Raw genomic sequence first — 20,075 nt, forward strand, 5'->3', positions numbered from 1 at the left:
TATTCCTCACATTTTATTCTTGATGCCAAAATGGCATCCCGAGCGTCGGCGTTGATGGGCTTGCGACGTCTTTTTCTGGCATCGCTTTAGCCAAATAGCTATATCGCCCCGCCTCAACAGCACTTTTAAACGCTTTACTCATCGTCACTGGGCAACCTGCCCCTGCAATTGCCGAGTTTAATAATACGGCATCATACCCTAATTCAAGCGCTTGACAGGCATGAGATGGTAAACCTAAGCCCGCATCAACAATTAAAGTATGGTTTGGAAGACGCTCACGGATCATTTTTAAGTTATAAGGATTCAGCAAGCCTTTACCCGTGCCAATCGGTGCGCCCCAAGGCATTAATACTTCGCAGCCTAAATCAGCGAGGCGCTGACACAGCACTAAATCATCTGTGCAATAAGGCAAAACTTTAAAGCCATCGGCCAATAAAATTTTAGTGGCTTCGAGCAATGCGATTGGATCGGGCTGTAAATTATATTCATCACCAATCAACTCTAACTTGATCCAATCAGTGGCAAACACTTCGCGGCACATTTGTGCCAAGGTCACTGCTTCTTTTACACTATGGCAACCCGCCGTATTTGGCAGCACCTTTAACCCGGTATTTTTTATCAATTGCCAAAAATCATCACCCGCAGCAGCGCTTTGCTGGCGTCTTAATGAAACAGTGACAATTTCAGCCTGTGAGGCCACTATCGAATCCTGCATAACACTAGGTGAAGGGTACAGCGCTGAACCAATCAGTAACCGACTCGTAAATTGCTCACCATAAACCGAAAAACAATCCATCATCTTAGCCTCCTTGAATTGGCGACAATAACTCAATGCTGTCGCCTTCGTTGAGGGTTTTAGCATCGCATTGGCTGCGCGGTACAAAGTCACCATTAACGGCAACGGCAAATGGAGGTCTTGCGCCAAACTGGCTCAACGCCTGAGTGAGCGATGTATTGTCGTTCACTGTAACTGACTGACCATTAATTAAAATATTCATTTTTATCCTTAAGCAATTAAGCTCACTGCATCATCAACCACTTTAGGCGCGAGTAGATAGCCATGACGGTATAAGCCATTAATACTGATCACTCGACCTTGTTTTGTGACTTTCGGGCGGTTGTCTGCAAACGCAGGACGAAGCCCTGATTGCAAGCTCTCGATACGCCCTTCAGCAAAGCCGCTATGCACGGTATAAGCAGCAGACAATAACTCCAGCGCCGAGCGCACGGTGACTTTACCGCGGTCTTGCGATTCGATTTCGGTCGCACCAATCACAAATTGATGGTTTGGCTTAGGAGCAATATAAATTGGGTAACGCGGATGCATCAGTCGTACCGGCCTGGTCAGGTTCACCTCTGGTGCATATAAACGCGCCACCTCACCTCTTACTCCACGCAGTAAGGGTTCAGCCTTTTTAGCACCTAAGCCGCGACAATCAAATACATAATCAAAGCTTTGGCCATTCACCTGATGAGCGTTCAATTCAACTTTACAGCCAAAGTTAAATTGCACTCCTTGCGAGGTTAGCTTTTTAAAACTAGCACTATAAAATGCTTGATTATCGAGCTGCCCTTCACAAGGTAAATACACACCTTGGTGGAAACGCCCAGCTAGCTCTGGCTCAAGATCAGCGATTTGAGTGCCAACCAATGCCTGTGCCTGATAGCTTCCAAGTGGTTTTAAGCGGCTCACAAAACTTTGTAAATCGCCCTTATCTTGCTGATGAGCAACCACTAAGCTGCCTGTTTGTTGAAAATACACAGCGTCATCGAGCTCACTTAAAATTTGCTGCCAACGAGTGATGCTATTAAGCCCTTCTAGGGCTAGATCCTGTTCACACAAGACCGATTCAGCAAGGGGGGCTAACATCGCTGCAGCAACGCTGCCGGCACTGTTGCTAGCATGTTCATTATCTTGCTCAAACACACTTAGCTGATGCTCTTTAGCAAGTGCTAATGCAGTTAAACGGCCAGTTAAACCAAAGCCCAGTATCGCTATCTTTAATGACATAAACTTTCTAGGCCCTAGGCTCAGGCCCTAGGTAAATACCCAGAGCCTATCGCTGACGCCTAGCTCCATCAATTAAACTGCTTTGTGGTAAATCTCAGAGCCTGTTTTTTTGAACTCGTCTGATTTCGCTTTCATTTCGGCTTCAACATCGACCATTTTGATTTCGATAGCATCACCTACGTTATTTGGATCAATCCCTCTTGCTTCAAGATCTTTGGCGTAATCACGTACTTCTTGAGTGATCTTCATCGAGCAGAATTTAGGGCCACACATAGAGCAAAAGTGTGCAATTTTGCCTGATTCTTGTGGCAGTGTTTCGTCGTGATATTCGCGGGCGCGTTCTGGGTCTAAACCTAGATTAAATTGGTCGTGCCAACGGAACTCAAAGCGTGCTTTTGATAATGCGTTATCGCGCTCTTGCGCACCCGGGTGGCCTTTTGCCAAATCGGCTGCATGAGCAGCAATCTTGTAGGTGATTAAACCTTCTTTAACGTCTTCTTTGTTTGGTAAGCCTAAATGCTCTTTAGGAGTTACATAACAAAGCATAGCGCAGCCGTACCAAGCAATTTGCGCAGCACCAATACCTGATGTGAAATGATCGTACCCCGGTGCAATATCCGTGGTTAATGGACCAAGAGTATAAAACGGTGCTTCTTCACAGTGTTTTAGCTGCTCTTCCATGTTCTCTTTGATCATATGCATTGGCACATGGCCTGGGCCTTCAATGAATACTTGCACATCGTGTTTCCAAGCAAGTTTTGTCAGCTCACCTAAAGTACGTAATTCGCTGAATTGGGCTTCGTCATTAGCGTCGGCGATAGAGCCCGGACGCAGACCATCACCTAATGAAAAACACACATCGTACTGTTTTAAAATTTCACAGATTTCTTCAAAGTGCGTATATAAGAAGTTTTCTTTATGGTGCGCTAAACACCATTTCGCCATGATTGAGCCACCACGGGAAACAATACCGGTAACACGCTTTGCTGTCATCGGCACGTAACGCAACAATACTCCAGCGTGAATGGTAAAGTAATCAACACCCTGTTCTGCTTGTTCAATCAAGGTATCGCGGAAAATCTCCCACGTTAGGTCTTCAGCCACACCATTTACTTTTTCAAGCGCTTGGTAAATTGGTACGGTACCAATTGGCACTGGCGAATTACGTACCACCCATTCACGGGTTTCGTGAATATAGCGACCCGTTGATAAGTCCATCACCGTGTCGGCGCCCCAACGAGTCGACCACACCATTTTTTCTACTTCTTCTTCGATTGATGATGTGACCGACGAATTACCAATATTCGCGTTCACCTTAACTAAGAAGTTTCGGCCAATGATCATCGGCTCAGTTTCAGGATGGTTGATGTTGTTAGGAAGCACAGCGCGGCCACGGGCAATTTCATCACGCACAAATTCAGGGGTAATAAAATCAGGAATACTAGCGCCAAACGATTCGCCTTTGTGCTGGGCTGCTAGTAACTCTTCTCGAATTTTAGCGCGTCCCATGTTTTCACGAATTGCGACATATTCCATTTCAGGCGTCACAATGCCTTGTCGCGCATAATGCATTTGGGTCACGTTTTTACCGGCTTTTGCACGGCGGATCTTTGGTAGGTGTTCAAAGCGGATATGATCTAACCCTTCATCTGCCATTCGCTGTTGAGAAAACTGCGAAGTCACTGAGTCTAAAATTTCAGTGTCGCCACGGCTTTCAATCCACTTTTCACGGTATTTCTCAAGGCCCTTGCGCACATCAAGTTGAAAATCTGGGTCTGTATATGGACCTGATGTATCGTAAACACGAATTGGCGCGTTAGGCTCAAATACTGGGTTCTCTTCAGTGCCACCGATAAAGGTATCGCTGAGAGTGATTTCACGCATCCCTACTCGTACATTGTCTTGTGTACCTTCTACATAAACTTTATGAGAATTAGGAAACGGTTGCCCCGTTAAGTTATAAATATAATCTGATGCAGCCGCGCGGACTTCGCGGCGAGATGGCTTAGTTGTTGTGTTTGACATGACTTACCTCATTGCTTTAAGGGTTGTCTTGTCAGATATTGCAAGTGCAATAGAGAGTGGCAAACGCCATTGGATCGTTAATAAGCTAAGTGCTTACTAGTGCAGCCTGTGCCGCTTATGCCCCAAAAATTTGGCGCACAAGCGCCCAGTGAGGCAGCTTGTTCCCTACGCAGGTGTTAGCCTGATCAGGTTCACGGATCCCGCTTTCGCGATCTCAGCCTTATTAAAGGCACTCCGACAAGTATAAATTCGTTTCTTTTAAAACGCCCTGAGTGTACGCCAGTTAAAAAATTGCTGCAAGCTCAGCCACTTTAGTTTTTTGCTATGAAAGTAAAATGGTGTTCACCTTGCAAGGTTAACTGTTCACCTTCTAAGTCAATTACCGCGCCTTCTTTCAAAGTTGAAAGTAATTGCTGCTCAAGCGCATCAACTTGCTCACCACATGATTTACGTGTCATACCTAATTTATTTACTGTAAGCGTATCTTCGCTTAGCGCGCCTTCGCCAAAAAACTTATTACAGCCAGCAAAACCGTTAACCTGCATCGCTTCGATAAAACGCAGCGAGGCTGTTTGGGATACTGGAATGGCTAAGCCATTTACTTTTGATAATTGCCACTGTGTATATTTTAATTGCTCACTAGTGACAGTTCTTGTCGATGAACAACCCACACACAAAAGAACTAAAAGAAAAGATATGGCTACTAACTTCATATTATTTAAGGCTCAAGTTTCAATATTGTCATCATAACAATATTTAACGCGTTTGATCGTTAAAAAAACATGTTTTATCTGTAAAAAATTGTTCTAAGTTAGCTTTTTAAATAACAACGCAGACTATTTGAATAAGTTATCGACTTCTTCTGGTAAAAAAGGACGACCTTTTTCATTTACCGACGTGCCAATCACCAAAGCTTGCAGCATCACTTTATCGTCATGTTTACGATACACCGTTTGCCTAAAAGCAAACTTTAAACGGCTGATACGCTCAGGCTCAACGGCAACGTAAAACTCATCGCCCGGCACTAGTGATGCCTTGTAATCCATTTCGCTACGCAGCACGACAAGGTTTACTTTTTCTCTTGCTAGCTTTGCAAAGTCGATACCTTGAGCATGTAAAAACTCATGGCGAGCATGCTCTAAGTAATTAAAATAAACACTGTTATTAACAATGCCTTGTAAATCACACTCATAATCACGCACTTTAAAGTCTACTTTAAAGGTCATAGTCGTATTCCTAATCAATTTACGTATAATTGCCTGCGTTTATACCATAAAAATTGATTTTATAGCCATTTGGCTAGCTAGGTTGCTAGAATAGCAGTCCCGAAAATGGAGTTAAGAATCCGCATGAAACGACGTTTATCATTATTATCTGCTGCCATCCTGCCTTTATTCGCAGCATCTTCAATTGCTTACGCTGAAGACGGTGTTCTAGAAACGATTGAAGTTACCGGTGATTTCAAAAGAGAAAGCATTCAAACCCTTAGTGCCAGCGCAAGCTTGTTTTCAGACCATGAAATCAATCAACGCGGTGCAAAGTTTTTAGATGAGATGCTTGCTAGTGCAGCGAATGTAAACTTTACCTCTGGTGCATCTCGTGGTCGTTTCGTGCAAATTCGTGGTGTTGGTTTACGCTCACAGTTTGTTGACCCTATTAATCCTTCGGTTGGCTTAGTGATCGACGGTATTAACTACTCTGGTTTAGGCGGCAGTTCACTGTTATTTGATATCGACCAAGTTGAAATTTATCGCGGCCCACAAGGGACTCGCTTTGGTGCTGATGCCTTAGCTGGTATGATTCAAATGGAATCTGCAACACCCACTCTTGACCCAAGTGTGAAAATACAATTAGGTGCGGGCAACTACAACAGCTACGAAGCTGGTGTTGCCGCAGGTACCGGTATTACTGACGACACTGCGGTACGCGCTAGTATTTATCAACGTGAATCTGATGGGTATGTAGAAAACCGTTATTTAGGCAAAGATACCCAGCAACAAGACGAGCTTGTTTCTCGCTTTAAGTTACACAGCCAATTGACCGAGCATTTGCGTACTGAACTGAATGTACATTACATCGATATAAATAACGGCTATGACGCCTTCACACTAGATAACAGCCGTTACAGTGTTGCTGATGAACCTGGCCAAGACAACCAAGAAAGCATTGCGGTTGGCCTAGCAAATATTTATACCGGTTTTGACTTTTTTGATGTTAGCTTAAACCTATCTGGTATCGACAGCGAGCTGTTATACAGCTATGACGAAGACTGGGTGTGTAATGATGAAGCCCAACCTGAGTTATGTGCTGCTGGCTTGCATGAGTGGGGTTATAGCTCAACAGATGCTTACTTTCGCGATCGCCAAGATCAAGCGGCAGAGCTGCAATTTAGTGGTAAGTCTGGTGAGTGGGTCGCAGGCATTTATTATCAAGGCCGCGAAGTCGACTTAGAACGTCAATACACTTGGCTTGCGCAACCATTTGCATCAAATTATGAAACCAGCAATATTGCTGCATACGGTCAATTAGCAACACCTATCGGCCCAAAAACAACCTTAATCACAGGTTTACGTGTTGAGCAGTATCAAGGCGACTACACCGACAACAACGGTTTTATTGAAGAAACCGATGATGTCATGGTGGGCGGTAAGCTTGCACTTGAATACCAAGTTATTGATCGCACCATGATCTACACCAGCATTACTCGTGGCTATAAAGCTGGCGGTATTAACTCTGAAGCTTTAGCAAAAGCAAAAGACGAAGGCTTAAACCTAGATGCTGATTTCTTTGCTAATCACACATCATTTGCCCCTGAATATCTATGGAGCGGTGAGTTTGGTGTGAAAGGCAGCTCTCTAGACGATAAGTTTGTGTTACGTCTTGCTGCTTTCTACATGTACCGTGAAGATATGCAGCTAAAATCGTGGCAGGTTGAAGGTCAAAAATTCACAGGCTATATCGATAATGCCAGCTCTGGAGAAAACTACGGTTTAGAAATTGAAGGCAGCTTCCAAGCTACTGACAATTTGCTACTAACAGGTAGTGCAGGTTATCTACATACAGAAATCAACGACTTTGTTGCGCAATCAGGCCTAGATCAAGATGGTCGAGATCAAGCACAAGCACCTAAATACCAATACGCATTCACTGCGCGTTATAACTTTACGCCAGCACTTTATGCATCAATTGGTGTAGAAGGCAAAGACGATTACTACTTCTCTGATAGCCATAACTCACAAGCACCAAGCACTAATTTAGTGAATGCTTCATTTGGTTATGAAAGTGATAATTGGAGCATTAATGCATGGGCACGTAACTTATTTGACGAAGACGTACCAACTCGTGGTTTTGAGTTTGGTAACGATCCATTAGACGGTTACACCACTCATACATACACACAGCTTGGCGAACCTATGATTGCCGGTGTGACATTTATTTACGAGCTATAAGTAATTAGGTGCTAGGTTTTTTACCTAGCACCTAGAGCCTAGAGCCAAATCAGTTAAGCCCTTTCAACATCAAAGGCGAGTACGTCTTTAATCTTTTGTTTATTCGTTGCCAGCATAATGAGTCGATCTATACCCAGTGCGACACCCGCACATTGTGGTAAGCCATGTTCTAGTGCAGCTATTAAGCGTTCATCCATTGGCACTTGCTTTAATCCATTTGCTTCTCGGTACTGATTATCTTCACTAAAACGAGCTGCTTGCTCTTTGCCATTGGTCAGCTCATTAAAGCCGTTTGCCAGTTCCATATTTTTAAAATATAGCTCAAAGCGCCCTGCTACTCGCTCATCGTGCTGACAAATTTGCGCAAGAGCTGCTTGCGATGCTGGAAAATGATAAACAAAACAAGGCTTTTCTTGGCCAATCGTTGGCTCTACCTTCATACAAAATAATAGCTGTAACAAGGTATCGCGGTGCGTTTCATTCGCAGCAATATCGGCAAAGCCCTGCTCTGTTGCTAGTTGCTGCAATGTGCTGATATCAGCAGTTAAAGGATCAACACCTAAGGCGTTCATAAAGGCTTGCTGATAAGTGAGTCGCTCTGCGCTTTCTACGCCAAGCACCAATTGCATAAGCTCATCCATTTCATCCATAAGCGCAAATTCATCAAAACCCGGACGATACCATTCAAGCATTGTAAATTCAGGATTATGATGACTACCCGCCTCTTCATTACGAAAGGCTTTGCATAGCTGGAAAATAGCCCCAGAGCCTGCAGCAAGTAAACGCTTCATGGCAAACTCAGGTGACGTTTGCAAATAAAGTGGTAAGCCACCAGCATGACCAGGACCAACAAACTCGGTACTAAATGTCGCTAAATGCACATCAGTTATACTGGCCGCACTTAAGCTTGGCGTTTCAACCTCCATAATATCACGTGCATAAAAGAACTCGCGAATACGGCGGATGATAGCGGCACGGTGGCGTAAAGTTTCAATATCGGCGCTTGGTTGCCAAAGGACATTAGACATAAAGTGTTTCCCAAAAAAAATCCCAGCAGAAGCTGGGATTTTATAATAAATTGCTTAACAAAGCCTGTTACTTAACACGGCTCACGTATTCACCGCTACGTGTATCAACTTTGATCACTTCGCCGATTTGTACGAATAGAGGAACGCGAACAACAGCACCTGTGCTTAATGTTGCTGGTTTACCGCCAGTACCCGCTGTATCACCTTTTAGACCTGGATCTGTTTCAGTGATTTCTAATTCAACGAAGTTTGGTGGAGTCACAGCGATTGGGCTACCGTTCCAAAGCGTGATTGTACAAACGTCATTTTCAACTAACCATTTTGCATTGTCGCCAAGCGCTTTTTCGTCAGCAGCGATTTGCTCAAATGTTTCGTTGTTCATGAAGTGCCAAAACTCACCGTCAGTGTATAGATACGCTAAATCTGTATCCATTACGTCTGCACCTTCAACTGATTCACCTGACTTGAATGTTTTTTCTAGTACTTTACCTGTGATAAGTTTACGAATACGAACACGGTTAAACGCCTGGCCTTTACCTGGTTTTACCATTTCATTTTCTAAGATGCTGCAAGGTTCGCCATCTAACATAATTTTTAGGCCGCCCTTGAACTCATTGGTGCTATAATTCGCCATCGTTTCCTCTGTCTAAATAATTTCGAGTAATCTACGTGTCAATGATACAAAGAAATGAAGTAAATTTGCATAAAAACTGGCAAAAAGAATTGGCAAATGTTGTCACTTGTCCTGAACGCTTGCTAGAAATGCTAGGATTATCAAGCAAAGTAGACGAAAAAGACCTTAAAGCACGCAGTCTTTTTCCTGTCCGCGTGCCACTGCCTTTTATCAAAAAAATGCGTTATGGCGACATAAACGACCCTCTTTTGCTGCAAGTGATGCCAAGACACCAAGAGTTTTTAGCAAAAACAGGTTACGACAAAGATCCTCTAAAAGAGCAAGATAACAACCAACCTGGTTTGTTACACAAGTATCGCTCTCGGGTTTTAGTGATGTTTAAAACCGGCTGTGCTGTAAATTGCCGTTATTGTTTTAGACGCCATTTTCCTTATCAAGAAAACCAATTAAACAAACGCAGCTTGATTGATGCACTGGCTTACATAAAAGCAGACAGCAACATCAACGAAGTCATTTTAAGTGGTGGCGATCCATTGATGGCCAAAGACGATGCTGTTAGTTGGTTTATAGATGAGTTAGAGCAGCTTCCGCAAATTAAACGCATGCGTATTCACAGCCGCTTACCTGTTGTGATCCCAGCAAGAATTACCGATGAGCTATGTGCACGCTTTGCTGCATCGCCCTTAAAGGTGGTGTTTATAAATCATATCAATCACGCTAACGAAATTGATGATGACTTTAAAGCCGCTATGCAAAAATTAAAGGCTGCGGGAGTGACGTTATTAAATCAAGCGGTGTTACTAAAAGATGTGAACGATTCTGTCGAGTCACAAGTTGCACTTAGTGAAGCGCTATTCGAAGCAGACATTTTACCTTACTACTTACATCTACTTGATAAAGTTGAAGGTGCCAGCCACTTTGATATAGCTGAGAGTCAGGCACGGGAAATAGTGACGGCTATGCTAGCAGCATTGCCGGGGTTCTTGGTTCCAAAGTTGGTGCGCGAGATCGGCGGCGAAAAAAGTAAAACGCCTATCGATCTCAATCTAAGTTAAACGTATACGTTTACGTTGTTACCTAGTGTCGCAGTTACCGACTTAGCAGGTGTTTGTGCAGCACTGGTGTTCATTGCTGCGCCTTCGATAAGTGCAAGTGCCGCAGCACCATCAGCCTTTTGCTGTTTTTTAGCAAGCGATGCGCTGTAAACTTCTGCGCTTTCACCACCGCCACTCATCGCTGGTAAGCTTGATCCTGATATATTCATAGTTCATTACCTGACTTTTTATGACAATCCACGTACTATATCGGCATTGCAGTCTAAAGCTTTAGGAAAAAAATGGATTCAATTATTGAACAACTCAATGCTAACCTAAAAATCGTTTATCGTCAGGCACTTGATGCTGATAAAAAATTAGATGATTTACAGCAGCAAGGCCATGGCAAATTCAAAGCCTTATTTGCAAAAGATGCTGGCTTTGATTTTGAAGCAAAACGCTTTAAACCTTACGTTCTCGATGTTGCTGCTGATGTAGAAAGCTTAAGCAACGACGGTATGGACGAAGAAAAACTGAAAAAAACCGTTATTAAACTGCAGCAGTTACTACAACTGTTAGCGACGTTTAAGTAAACTAACGGAAAAGTGAAAGTGGCTCTTTAGCCATAAGTTTAACAATGAGTATATTCATCGTTAAAACTCATATAGTTAATTTTGGCAGCGCTTTTATATCTTGTTAATTATGCAAACAAAAGCAAAAACACTCGATATAAAGTTGCTGCCATAAAAGCGTATTTATTCAGCTGAGTCAATTGACGGAAGCAGTTTATCCTCAAACCACTCGGCTATCAGTTTATTATCGTAATAGTATGAATCTTTGTAACGCATTACGATACCATCTAGATAGCTCATATCTTTAAGTTTCAAGTTGCTATCTTGGCTAACAACTTTTCCATCATTACTCTTAACTGTATAATTTAAGGTAATTTTAGGTGAGTATGTAGATGACATTACGCGAGGTTCGGTACTATTGCCATTGCCATTACCTAACAGTACTTCACCAGCAAGATCTAAATCTGTTACCTCAACAGAAAAAACATAACCATCAGGTAATTTACTTGCTAATTTTCTAAACGTTTTTTCGTGGTTACGCTTAACGCTGTTATAGTAATTTTCTTTTTTCCAGTTACTCCCTGGGCGCACATCACTGTAGTCATCAAAATTTTGCCATTTTACTTCGGCTTCACCAGAGTAGGCAAAAGCAGGTAAAAGTAAACTAGTTACAAGTAAAGCTTTTTTTATCTTAATCATTCCATTTCTCCATAGGCTTCAAACTATTACATAATCAACATTTATAAAATGTGTAGTGTGAACACCAAGTAAAAATCATGTAATAGAATAATAATATGGTTCAAAATGTAACCAAGATCAAGACTATGAATACTTTTAGTACTTTAGGTATTGAACGTTAAACGAATAAGCTAAAAGAAAAACTTATATACGGGTATTCTCAATAAAATGAAATTTATAAGTTGTAGCAGCAGTTAAATATGTATTTAGTTGTACTATTTACTTACTGCTACAGCCACATAGTTACTAAGTTTATTCATCAAGATTTAACGACGGCAATAACTCATCTTCAAACCAATCAGTGATTAAGCGCTTGTCGTAATAATAGGCTTCATCGCGCCCCATTTTCATGCGATCCATGAAGCCCATGTCTTTAAGCTTTACATCGTTTGCTTCACTTATCACTTTACCGTCTTTGTCGGTAATCGAATAATTTAGGTCGATACGCGGAAAATAAATTGGCTTAACGATACGTAGTTCATTCATGGTACCAAAACGCACATCACCCGCTAGGTCGAGCTCAGTCACTTCAACATTGAAGGTGTAGCCTTCAGGTAACTTTTCAGCAAGCTTATTAAAGTGTTTTTCAAAATTATTTGCCACATTTTTATGAAATGCGCCTTTTGGTGAGTTATTCCCTGGGCGTACATCACGATAATCATTAAAGTCATGCCATTTAACTTTTGCTTCGCCTGCATGAGCAAAAGCCGGGAGCGTAACCATAAGCGCTAACGCAACTTTTTTTACTATATTCATTATATTCTCCAGTTAACAGGTTTAGCTAGTGCTTAAAAATTTAGCAGCTGACGATTAACTATAGCTTAATATGTAATCAGCTAGGTGTAACCAATATGGTATAAAGTGTAATCAAAAACAACTACCTCACCTTGCCATACAGAATAATAATCACATTTTATTCATGTAATTTAACGCGAAATATGATGAAATAAGCCTAATTTAATCAGGTATAGTTTATGGAAATCTTATGACCATTTTAGTTACCGGCGGAGCCGGATATATCGGTTCACATACCGTTTTAGAATTATTACAACAGGGTAATGATGTTGTTGTACTTGATAATTTAAGCAATTCATCAAATGAGTCATTGGCTCGTGTTAAAAAAATCACGGGTAAAGATGTCACGTTTTACCAAGGTGACATTTTAGATAGAGCCTGTTTAGATAAAATCTTTAGTGAGCACTCAATCGACAGCGTTATCCACTTTGCAGGTTTAAAAGCCGTGGGCGAATCGGTTATTAAACCTATTGAGTATTACCAAAACAACGTACAAGGCACGTTAACGCTGGTTGATGCAATGCGTGATGCTGGCGTGTTTAAATTAGTATTTAGCTCATCAGCAACGGTATACGGTGACCCAGCAAGCCTGCCAATTCGCGAAGACTTCCCAGTTGGCGGTACAACTAACCCGTATGGCACATCAAAGCTTATGGTTGAAATGATGCTGCAAGATATCGCGAAATCAGATGAACGTTTTGCCTTTGTTATCTTACGTTACTTTAACCCTGTCGGCGCACATGAATCTGGCCTTATTGGTGAAGACCCAAATGGTATTCCTAACAACTTATTACCTTATATCTCGCAAGTCGCTGTGGGTAAGCTAGAAAAGCTAGGTGTATTTGGGGATGATTACGATACTGTAGATGGTACAGGTGTTCGTGACTATATCCACGTTGTCGATTTAGCATTAGGTCACTTAAAAGCACTGAACCGAATTGCAAGTGATACAGGTGCGCACGTATTTAACCTAGGCACAGGTAATGGTTATTCAGTACTGCAAATGGTTACCGCTTTTGAGAAAGCCAGCGGTCAAGCCGTACCTTACCAAATTTCGCCGCGTCGAGCTGGCGATATTGCAGCTTGCTACGCAGCTCCAGAAAAAGCGTTAAAAGAGCTTGGCTGGCAAGCAGAGCGTGGTATCGATGAGATGATGCAGGATACATGGCGCTGGCAAAGCAATAACCCGAACGGTTACAAATAGTCAAAGTCATTATAAGGCCGATGTTCACACATCGGCTTTTTAATTTGATGAGGCTTTCTTAAGCTGCGCAATACCCCAGAAAAGTATTCCTGCCCCCGTGCACGATAAGAAAAAGAATAACCCTAAGCCGACAGGCGATCCCCAAAACAAAATACTGTATAAAACTTCCATCTCTATATCCTTTATTATTATTTGAATAGTAAGTTATATAAGTTTTAGGAACAGCTCGTCAAGTCGCACATCAGCGCATCGCTTGAATGCTCTCAAGCGCTACAGCTAGCTGTGTTTTTAATTTTTTATAGCGTATATAAACAGCCAGCACGATAATGCCATTAATACCAAGCTGGATAAGCCATAGGCTGTATGTTTTGAACATAACCATATTAAACAAGGCAACGATTAACAAAGCGCACCAAAGCACAACGCAGCCAATAAAACTCACATGCCAGTAATGAATTTGATGCTTCAGCTGGCTTTCTTTAAAATTAAGCATTGCATTAACGTCTAACGTTTCTGCTCGCCAAAGCTTTCGTCTTAAACGGTATGACCAAATTCCAAAACCTAAAGGAATAGGTACTAATAGCGCAAACAGAATGGTTTCATAGGTATTTTTTGCCTCAAACAACATGGCGTAAATACAAAATACGGTTACCACAACACCTAAAAATGAGTCGATTAACCCTTTTAGCTTTAACTTAGTTCGCGACTTTTGCGTTTGTGCAATTAACGCTGCACTATCCACTTTCGGCGTTGCCTGCAAGAATGCCTGCTGCCATTTAGCTAATTGATCATCTGCTTCGAATTTATCCACTTTATTTACTCCATTAGGCTCGCAAGTTGTTGTCTTGCCCTACTTACACGTTTAGCCACGGCATCTTCAGACAGCCCCAGTGTTTGAGCTATCTCACTTTGATTAAACCCTTCAAGCTGTAAAGCAAGCACCTGCCGATATTTCAGCGTTAATTTACGAAGGGCAGCCATTAAATCTAAACTGTCGTCTGGTGATTTATGCGCACTTAAGGCTTGGGTGTAGTCAATACTCTCAGAGCTTGCCACCTCTTTGCGGTTTTGCTCTTTTATCACATGATCAACCGCTTTATTGTGAGCTATTCGGGCAATATAGGTTTTTATGCTGGCATCGCCACGAAAGGCAACATCGGGTGATGAGTCATTACTTTCAAAAGCGCGCCAAACAGCCAACGACATCTCTTGAATTAGCTCATCTTGTAGCGCTTGATTGATCTCATAGGTTGCAGCAACACGCGCCAACAGCGGCGCGTATTCATTCAGCAATGTGTTTATTTGAACATCAGCTTTCACTGTACTTCCATGTTTTTATTATTATTTGAACAAACGATTATAGGCACAAAAGTAGGTACATGCTAATACCGGCCCTACCAACAACATAGGTAAAAGACTATAAGGGGCAGCAAAGGTAACGAGCATATTAATCAAACAAAGCATGCTTAATGGTTTAATCACCTTTAGTGCCGTTGTAATGCCTTCTTTAACAGCTGCACTAAGCGAAGCATTGTTTAAGAGTAACAGAGGTACCACAAACATAAGCAACATATTTACAGGAACAATTGATACAAACATGACCCCAACGCGCCAGCGTTCAACATCAACAAACTGACCTGACAATAATGCCGATAACTGCTCACTACCAATCAAAGCACTCCCTACTGCAAATTGCACCAGCGCCAGTAAAATACCAACAACTGACCACACAGCAACTCGCCCCCACTTCGCCCATGTTGCATTATGCTTAAATGAAAAACCTTGCTGATTATTCAGGTTAAACAACAATGGCCACACCGTTGCCATTAACATAGGCGCTAACCATTTTGATACTGTTAAACCTGTGGGTGCAGGTAATAGCTGCACTAAACCAGGCACAATAGCGAACAGCGTCATAAGTAAAAAAAGTTTAAACGGTGCTTTTTTAAATAGCCCCCATCCTTCTTTTAACCAAAGAGCAGCATCACTAAATGGTGCGTTCGTTGAATCAAGTTTTAGCGTATTCACAGTTGATGTTGTAGTCGTCATGAGTTTGTCCTTTTCGTAAAAATAGATACATAAGACACTGCCTATTGCTACCACCAAATAGAACAACTTCGTGTCATTTGCAGCTATAGACGAGACAAACACAGAAAACCTGACAAAATATTTTTAAAAAATTAAAAATAATTTTATTTCGTTGAATTTTAAAGATTAAAAAGAGGTGGAACGCAGCTATAAAAACAGCTGTAAGCTTTAATTTTGGATTTTTGCAGTAAGAAAATGGTGGCCCCTCCCAGACTTGAACTGGGGACCTAACGATTATGAGTCGTGTGCTCTAACCAACTGAGCTAAGGGGCCATTGTATTAGCGAAAGCTAAATTTTTTTGATGCGTTTAGCAGGTTTAACTGACTAAAGCGGGATGCAGTATAAAAAGTTTTTGTAACCTTGTCACTAGCAAAACCCTTTATTTTAACAATCACTAAATCAACTGCTCAAATAGTAAACTCTTTGTTTTTACAACGACCTTAAAGCATGCCGATTAGTTTCTAGCCTCCGACATTGTTCTAGATCAAATAGCTAAATTACTAAACTCGTTAAAATAGCCGCTCAATCAATTGCGGAGTGCTGACTGTGATAAATTTACCTAGCTGGGATCAATCTCTGATCAACAAGTACAATATTTCTGGGCCTCGATATACCTCTTACCCAACAGCATTGTCTTTAGCTGATGGTTATAACCAACAAGATATGATTAACGCGATTGCGGCATCGAAAAGCCGTTCTTTATCTTTGTATATCCATATCCCTTTTTGCAGTCAGCTTTGTTATTACTGTGGTTGTAATAAGGTGATCACTCGTCATCAATCTAAAGCCGATTTATACCTAGATAATTTAGCGCTTGAGATTGCTGAACAAGCAACGCTTTTTGCCGATTATAACGTTGAGCAACTGCATTTAGGGGGTGGTACGCCAACTTTCTTATCGGCAGAGCAAATGAGCCGCTTAATGGCGTTGGTTGAGCAACATTTTAATTTTGCTGATGATGCCGAGCGCGGTATTGAGATTGACCCTCGTTCTTTAGCTGATGGCATGCTAGTACACCTACGTCAGCTTGGCTTCAATCGTGTTTCGTTTGGTATTCAAGATTTCAATGATGATGTGCAACTGGCAGTTAATCGTCCGCAAAGCGTGCAATCTGTAAAAGGTTTAATTAGTGAGGCTCGTGAACTTGGCTTTAAATCTATTAATGCCGATATGATTTACGGTTTGCCACTGCAAACACCAGAGAGCTTTAAAGAGACAATTGCACAGCTGATTGAGTTAAACCCTGATCGCGTGTCGGTATTTAACTATGCTCACTTACCAGATAGATTCGCTGCACAGCGTAAAATTAAAGACGCTGACTTACCGTCTGCGGGCGATAAGCTCACTATGTTCAAAAATACCCTTGAGCAGATGTTAGCGGCGGGTTATCAGTTTATTGGTATGGACCACTTTGCCCGCAAAGACAATGAACTAGCAATTGCACAAAACGCAGGTCAGTTACACCGTAATTTCCAAGGTTACACAACGCATGGCCAATGTGACTTATTAGGTTTGGGTGTGTCATCTATTTCGCAAATAGGCAATGCCATTTTACAAAACGAAAAAGAGTTGAAGCACTATTACAAAGCTGTGCAAGAAGGCTATGGCAGTGCAATCTGTAAAGGTGTTACTTTAACTGATGACGATACGTTACGTGCCGCAGTGATCAAACAATTGATCTGCCAGTTTGAGCTGGATATTCCAGCAATCGAAAAACAGTTTAATATTAACTTTGCCAGCTACTTCTGCGAGGCACTACAGGCACTCGACCCATTACTAGCTGATGGCTTGGTGTCTGTTAGCCAAGATAAGATCACGGTAACAGCTCGCGGTAATTTATTTATTCGTATTATTTGTATGTGCTTTGATGCGCACCTACAACAACAAATCAAGCAAACTCGTTTCTCACGAGTTATCTAGCCCAACAAAAAGCAGAGCCTAGGCTCTGCTTTTATTTTGCTTAAATCGCAGCATGTTTGTTTAATTGAATACTACGTTTTCGCTGCCTGGAGCGGCTTTAAACTCTTCAATTATACGTGCGCAATCTGCTTTAATTTCATCGCTATGCTGTTCTTCAGCACGCCAGCGAGCGGTGTCCATTTTAAAAATCTCTTTTTTAGAGTATTTCTTACGGGCATCGTGCGTTGGCATATCTTTTACGACTTCGTACATTTTAAATATGCCTGGGTAGCGCTCACTTAGCTCAAACTCTTCTGCAAAGCTGTATTGAGAGATCAGCACCCAAATACGTAAGCAGCCTTCTGAGAACTCACATTGCTCTTCATTCATTGCACGGGCAATTAAATGAATGCTATCGGCTAACTTTGCATTACGCTTTGCTTTTGATGCCGCAAGCTTTTGCTCATGCTCAGCTTGCTTCTTGGCGATAAGCTTATTTTGCTCTTTTAGTTTATACAGAAGTTGCCCTGCATAAAACGCAAGCCCTGCGATAATTGCCGCACCAATTACGATGGCAATAATCAAGGTTGTGCTCATCGCTCATCCTCATCTTCGTCATCAAACCATTCATTGGCTAAGTCATCAGATAAGTACTTATCGAAGTCAGATTCACCTTCATCAAATGAATCATCTTCAAAGTCATCTTCGTACTCGTCTTCATCTTCAATGCCTAATAACTCACACAGTGCTTGGTGGCGAGCAATACGGCTATTGAAGTACTTAGCATCTTTACCTGTTAATAACTCACCGCGCTCATGACGCTCAACCAGCTTAAGTAGACGCTCGTCATTCTCTAGCGCTTCTAACTCTTGCTCTGGTGTTAGTTCAGGCTCAGCCACTTTCTTAAGCTCAACCATAGGTTTTAAGTTGCGTTTCATTTCAACTTTCGGCTCAGCCTTAGGCGCAACTAAAGAAACCGGCTTTTTACTACCAACACGCTTATCTTTCGGTTGATTGTTTGCAGCAGTGTTTTTTGCATTTTGTGCATCAGGTGCATTTCGAGACCCAGGTTTAGCACCTTTGGTCTTTTTAACTCGCTGCTCTTTTAACGCGCGCATCTCTCTAAGCTTTTCTTTGCTTAGACGTACAGGACCATTCGATGGAATTTTACGCGACTTTTTCTTTCTACTCATATCTTGATCATCTCACTTAAGAGGTTGTGCACAACGCCTTTGTGGCATTGTAATGCTGGCATAACCAGAAGAATTCGATGTGCGGATGTGGTTGGTCAACTTGACGAACTGCGCACTTTTCATACTTTTAGTACAAACGGTGGCTATTGTAACAGGACAAATAAAAAGGCGGTAGAGAAAACATCTCTACCGCCTACTAATCTGAGCGCCAATTATCTGGACACTTCTCCCTTCGACTTTTTAGTCTTTATTATTTTTATTATTATTGTTTATCCATTTTGTTATTGTTTTAACCTTCCGTGTAGCATTCCATTTTGTTTTTATTATTAAACTTCCATGAGCTTTTATTATTCTCGGTCAATCCTGACGCTTTTTTGTTATTTCCTTTAGGACACCTAACCAGTGTCAACCCCTAAAGACTTGCCGCAGTCACTTTCCTTATTACATTGTCCATGTTGTTTTTGCTGTCTCAGCGACAGTGGTTAATTTACTCATTAATAATTTTGTTACAACTGATTTATATAATTTTTCTTACAGATAAGATATTGCAACAAGCTCAACTTATTTAATAACAAAGAGTTATGTATAAAATTGAAATAAAAATAAGATTTAGCTTACAGCTCGATATGGACAATGTCTCACAAAGGCGTGGGAGATTTCGACATGGTTTAAATACAAAAAAAGCAGCTTGCGCTGCTTTTTTCACACTAATCACATATTACTGCGTAATATTTCTACCCGCAATCAGACTTTAGTGTAAGCCACCTAAGTATTTTGAAAGTACTTCGATGTCTTTGTCTGTTAGCTTTTTAGCGATGTCTTGCATCATACCGTTTAAGTCGTTATTACGCGTACCATCACGGAATTTTTCAAGTTGTGACTTGATGTATTCTGGATGTTGGAACGAAACTTTCGGGAATTTAGCTAGTGATGTACCGTTACCACGTGGACCGTGACACGCAGCACATGCTGGAATACCACGCTCTGCATCACCGGCTTTATAAAGCTGCTGACCAACTTCTACTACATCTTTAGGTGTTGTACCTTCAGACATATTTAAAGAAGAGAAGTAAGCTGCTAGGTCTTTCATGTCTTGATCGCTAAGCGGCATAGCCATACCACTCATTACTGGATCCATACGACCTTCTTTGCCGCCAGATGTCATACCTAATTTAAACTCTTGTAATTGTTTATAGATATAATCTGCGTGTTGGCCTGCAATTTTAGGGTAGATATTAACCGGTGCATTACCGTCTGGGCCGTGACAAGCCGCACACGTTGCCGATTTCTCTTTACCTGCGTTTACATCGCCATCAAATGCTGTTGCGTTGCTTGCTGACAACGTACCAAGCAATATAGTTAAAGATAGTGCTATTTTTTTCATGGTGAATTCTCTGTTTCCGA

22 protein-coding genes, 1 tRNA gene and 1 riboswitch are annotated in these 20,075 nt (G+C 41.7%); of the genes, 5 read left to right on the plus strand and 18 right to left on the minus strand.

Annotated elements, in window-relative coordinates:
- Positions 1–13: 13 nt before the first annotated feature.
- The 6 genes from NFU46_RS08965 to NFU46_RS08990 form a co-directional block, all read right to left on the minus strand.
- Positions 14–799, minus strand: a complete 786-nt coding sequence (locus NFU46_RS08965; protein ID WP_251601235.1) for a thiazole synthase — start codon at positions 797–799, stop codon at positions 14–16.
- A gap of 1 nt (position 800) precedes the next feature.
- A complete protein-coding gene (thiS, locus tag NFU46_RS08970; protein ID WP_171041525.1) occupies positions 801–998 on the minus strand; it encodes a sulfur carrier protein ThiS in 198 nt (65 codons plus the stop codon).
- Between the two features lie 8 nt (positions 999–1,006).
- On the minus strand, positions 1,007–2,011 hold the full coding sequence (locus tag NFU46_RS08975) for an FAD-dependent oxidoreductase (RefSeq protein WP_251601237.1): 1,005 nt from the start codon (positions 2,009–2,011) through the stop codon (positions 1,007–1,009).
- A 72-nt stretch (positions 2,012–2,083) separates the two neighbouring features.
- Positions 2,084–4,036, minus strand: coding sequence for a phosphomethylpyrimidine synthase ThiC (thiC, locus tag NFU46_RS08980; protein ID WP_054561127.1), 1,953 nt, complete (start codon positions 4,034–4,036; stop codon positions 2,084–2,086).
- A 145-nt stretch (positions 4,037–4,181) separates the two neighbouring features.
- Positions 4,182–4,283: riboswitch (TPP riboswitch) on the minus strand.
- A gap of 64 nt (positions 4,284–4,347) precedes the next feature.
- Positions 4,348–4,749 carry an META domain-containing protein gene (locus tag NFU46_RS08985; RefSeq protein WP_251601239.1) on the minus strand — a complete coding sequence of 134 codons (402 nt, stop codon included), beginning with the start codon at positions 4,747–4,749 and terminating at the stop codon, positions 4,348–4,350.
- A 123-nt stretch (positions 4,750–4,872) separates the two neighbouring features.
- Positions 4,873–5,262 (minus strand): thioesterase family protein, encoded by a 390-nt coding sequence (locus NFU46_RS08990; RefSeq protein WP_054561129.1) that lies wholly within the window; start codon positions 5,260–5,262, stop codon positions 4,873–4,875.
- 123 nt (positions 5,263–5,385) lie between these two features.
- Here NFU46_RS08990 and NFU46_RS08995 point away from each other — a divergent pair, with 123 nt between their 5' ends.
- Positions 5,386–7,485, plus strand: coding sequence for a TonB-dependent receptor (locus NFU46_RS08995; protein ID WP_251601242.1), 2,100 nt, complete (start codon positions 5,386–5,388; stop codon positions 7,483–7,485).
- Between the two features lie 53 nt (positions 7,486–7,538).
- Here NFU46_RS08995 and epmA read toward each other — a convergent pair whose 3' ends face one another.
- Positions 7,539–8,513: an elongation factor P--(R)-beta-lysine ligase gene (gene epmA / locus NFU46_RS09000; protein ID WP_251601244.1), complete on the minus strand. Its 975-nt coding sequence runs from the start codon at positions 8,511–8,513 to the stop codon at positions 7,539–7,541.
- Between the two features lie 67 nt (positions 8,514–8,580).
- Positions 8,581–9,147, minus strand: a complete 567-nt coding sequence (gene efp, locus NFU46_RS09005) for an elongation factor P (RefSeq protein ID WP_054554126.1) — start codon at positions 9,145–9,147, stop codon at positions 8,581–8,583.
- Positions 9,148–9,188: 41 nt separating this feature from the next.
- Here efp and epmB point away from each other — a divergent pair, with 41 nt between their 5' ends.
- On the plus strand, positions 9,189–10,202 hold the full coding sequence (epmB, locus tag NFU46_RS09010; RefSeq protein WP_251601246.1) for an EF-P beta-lysylation protein EpmB: 1,014 nt from the start codon (positions 9,189–9,191) through the stop codon (positions 10,200–10,202).
- Here the strand turns inward: epmB and NFU46_RS09015 are convergent.
- A complete protein-coding gene (locus tag NFU46_RS09015; protein WP_054554124.1) occupies positions 10,199–10,411 on the minus strand; it encodes a hypothetical protein in 213 nt (70 codons plus the stop codon). The genes epmB and NFU46_RS09015 overlap by 4 nt on opposite strands.
- Positions 10,412–10,483: 72 nt before the next feature.
- Between NFU46_RS09015 and NFU46_RS09020 the strand changes: the two genes are divergently transcribed.
- Complete coding sequence (locus NFU46_RS09020) at positions 10,484–10,774, plus strand: hypothetical protein (protein WP_054554123.1); 291 nt, start codon at positions 10,484–10,486, stop codon at positions 10,772–10,774.
- Positions 10,775–10,936: 162 nt separating this feature from the next.
- On the opposite strand, the gene NFU46_RS09025 is transcribed toward NFU46_RS09020, so the two are convergent.
- Complete coding sequence (locus tag NFU46_RS09025; protein ID WP_251601248.1) at positions 10,937–11,452, minus strand: DUF3016 domain-containing protein; 516 nt, start codon at positions 11,450–11,452, stop codon at positions 10,937–10,939.
- 291 nt (positions 11,453–11,743) lie between these two features.
- Positions 11,744–12,247, minus strand: coding sequence for a DUF3016 domain-containing protein (locus tag NFU46_RS09030; protein ID WP_251601250.1), 504 nt, complete (start codon positions 12,245–12,247; stop codon positions 11,744–11,746).
- Between the two features lie 229 nt (positions 12,248–12,476).
- On the opposite strand from NFU46_RS09030, the gene galE reads away from it, so the two are divergent.
- On the plus strand, positions 12,477–13,490 hold the full coding sequence (gene galE / locus NFU46_RS09035; RefSeq protein WP_251601252.1) for a UDP-glucose 4-epimerase GalE: 1,014 nt from the start codon (positions 12,477–12,479) through the stop codon (positions 13,488–13,490).
- Positions 13,491–13,731: 241 nt separating this feature from the next.
- Here galE and NFU46_RS09040 read toward each other — a convergent pair whose 3' ends face one another.
- From NFU46_RS09040 to NFU46_RS09055, 4 genes are all read right to left on the minus strand, one after another.
- Positions 13,732–14,301 carry a hypothetical protein gene (locus tag NFU46_RS09040; RefSeq protein WP_251601254.1) on the minus strand — a complete coding sequence of 190 codons (570 nt, stop codon included), beginning with the start codon at positions 14,299–14,301 and terminating at the stop codon, positions 13,732–13,734.
- Between the two features lie 5 nt (positions 14,302–14,306).
- Positions 14,307–14,810, minus strand: coding sequence for an RNA polymerase sigma factor (locus tag NFU46_RS09045; RefSeq protein WP_058585954.1), 504 nt, complete (start codon positions 14,808–14,810; stop codon positions 14,307–14,309).
- A gap of 21 nt (positions 14,811–14,831) precedes the next feature.
- The gene (locus NFU46_RS09050) at positions 14,832–15,539 is read right to left on the minus strand and encodes a hypothetical protein (RefSeq protein ID WP_251601256.1); all 708 of its coding nucleotides are present in this window, start codon (positions 15,537–15,539) and stop codon (positions 14,832–14,834) included.
- A 235-nt stretch (positions 15,540–15,774) separates the two neighbouring features.
- A tRNA-Ile gene (locus tag NFU46_RS09055) sits at positions 15,775–15,851 on the minus strand.
- Between the two features lie 274 nt (positions 15,852–16,125).
- Between NFU46_RS09055 and hemN the strand changes: the two genes are divergently transcribed.
- On the plus strand, positions 16,126–17,499 hold the full coding sequence (gene hemN / locus NFU46_RS09060; RefSeq protein ID WP_251601258.1) for an oxygen-independent coproporphyrinogen III oxidase: 1,374 nt from the start codon (positions 16,126–16,128) through the stop codon (positions 17,497–17,499).
- Positions 17,500–17,559: 60 nt separating this feature from the next.
- Here the strand turns inward: hemN and NFU46_RS09065 are convergent, their stop codons facing one another.
- The 3 genes from NFU46_RS09065 to NFU46_RS09075 all read right to left on the minus strand — a co-directional run bounded on the left by NFU46_RS09065 (position 17,560) and on the right by NFU46_RS09075 (position 20,055).
- Positions 17,560–18,075: a DUF2489 domain-containing protein gene (locus tag NFU46_RS09065; protein ID WP_054561152.1), complete on the minus strand. Its 516-nt coding sequence runs from the start codon at positions 18,073–18,075 to the stop codon at positions 17,560–17,562.
- A complete protein-coding gene (yihI, locus tag NFU46_RS09070; RefSeq protein WP_175083379.1) occupies positions 18,072–18,671 on the minus strand; it encodes a Der GTPase-activating protein YihI in 600 nt (199 codons plus the stop codon). Before yihI ends, NFU46_RS09065 begins: the two co-directional genes overlap by 4 nt.
- Before the next feature lie 751 nt (positions 18,672–19,422).
- Positions 19,423–20,055 carry a cytochrome c gene (locus tag NFU46_RS09075; protein ID WP_054561153.1) on the minus strand — a complete coding sequence of 211 codons (633 nt, stop codon included), beginning with the start codon at positions 20,053–20,055 and terminating at the stop codon, positions 19,423–19,425.
- Positions 20,056–20,075: the final 20 nt, after the last annotated feature.

The sequence above is a fragment of the Pseudoalteromonas sp. NCCP-2140 genome, from assembly GCF_023708065.1.
Taxonomy (GTDB): domain Bacteria; phylum Pseudomonadota; class Gammaproteobacteria; order Enterobacterales; family Alteromonadaceae; genus Pseudoalteromonas.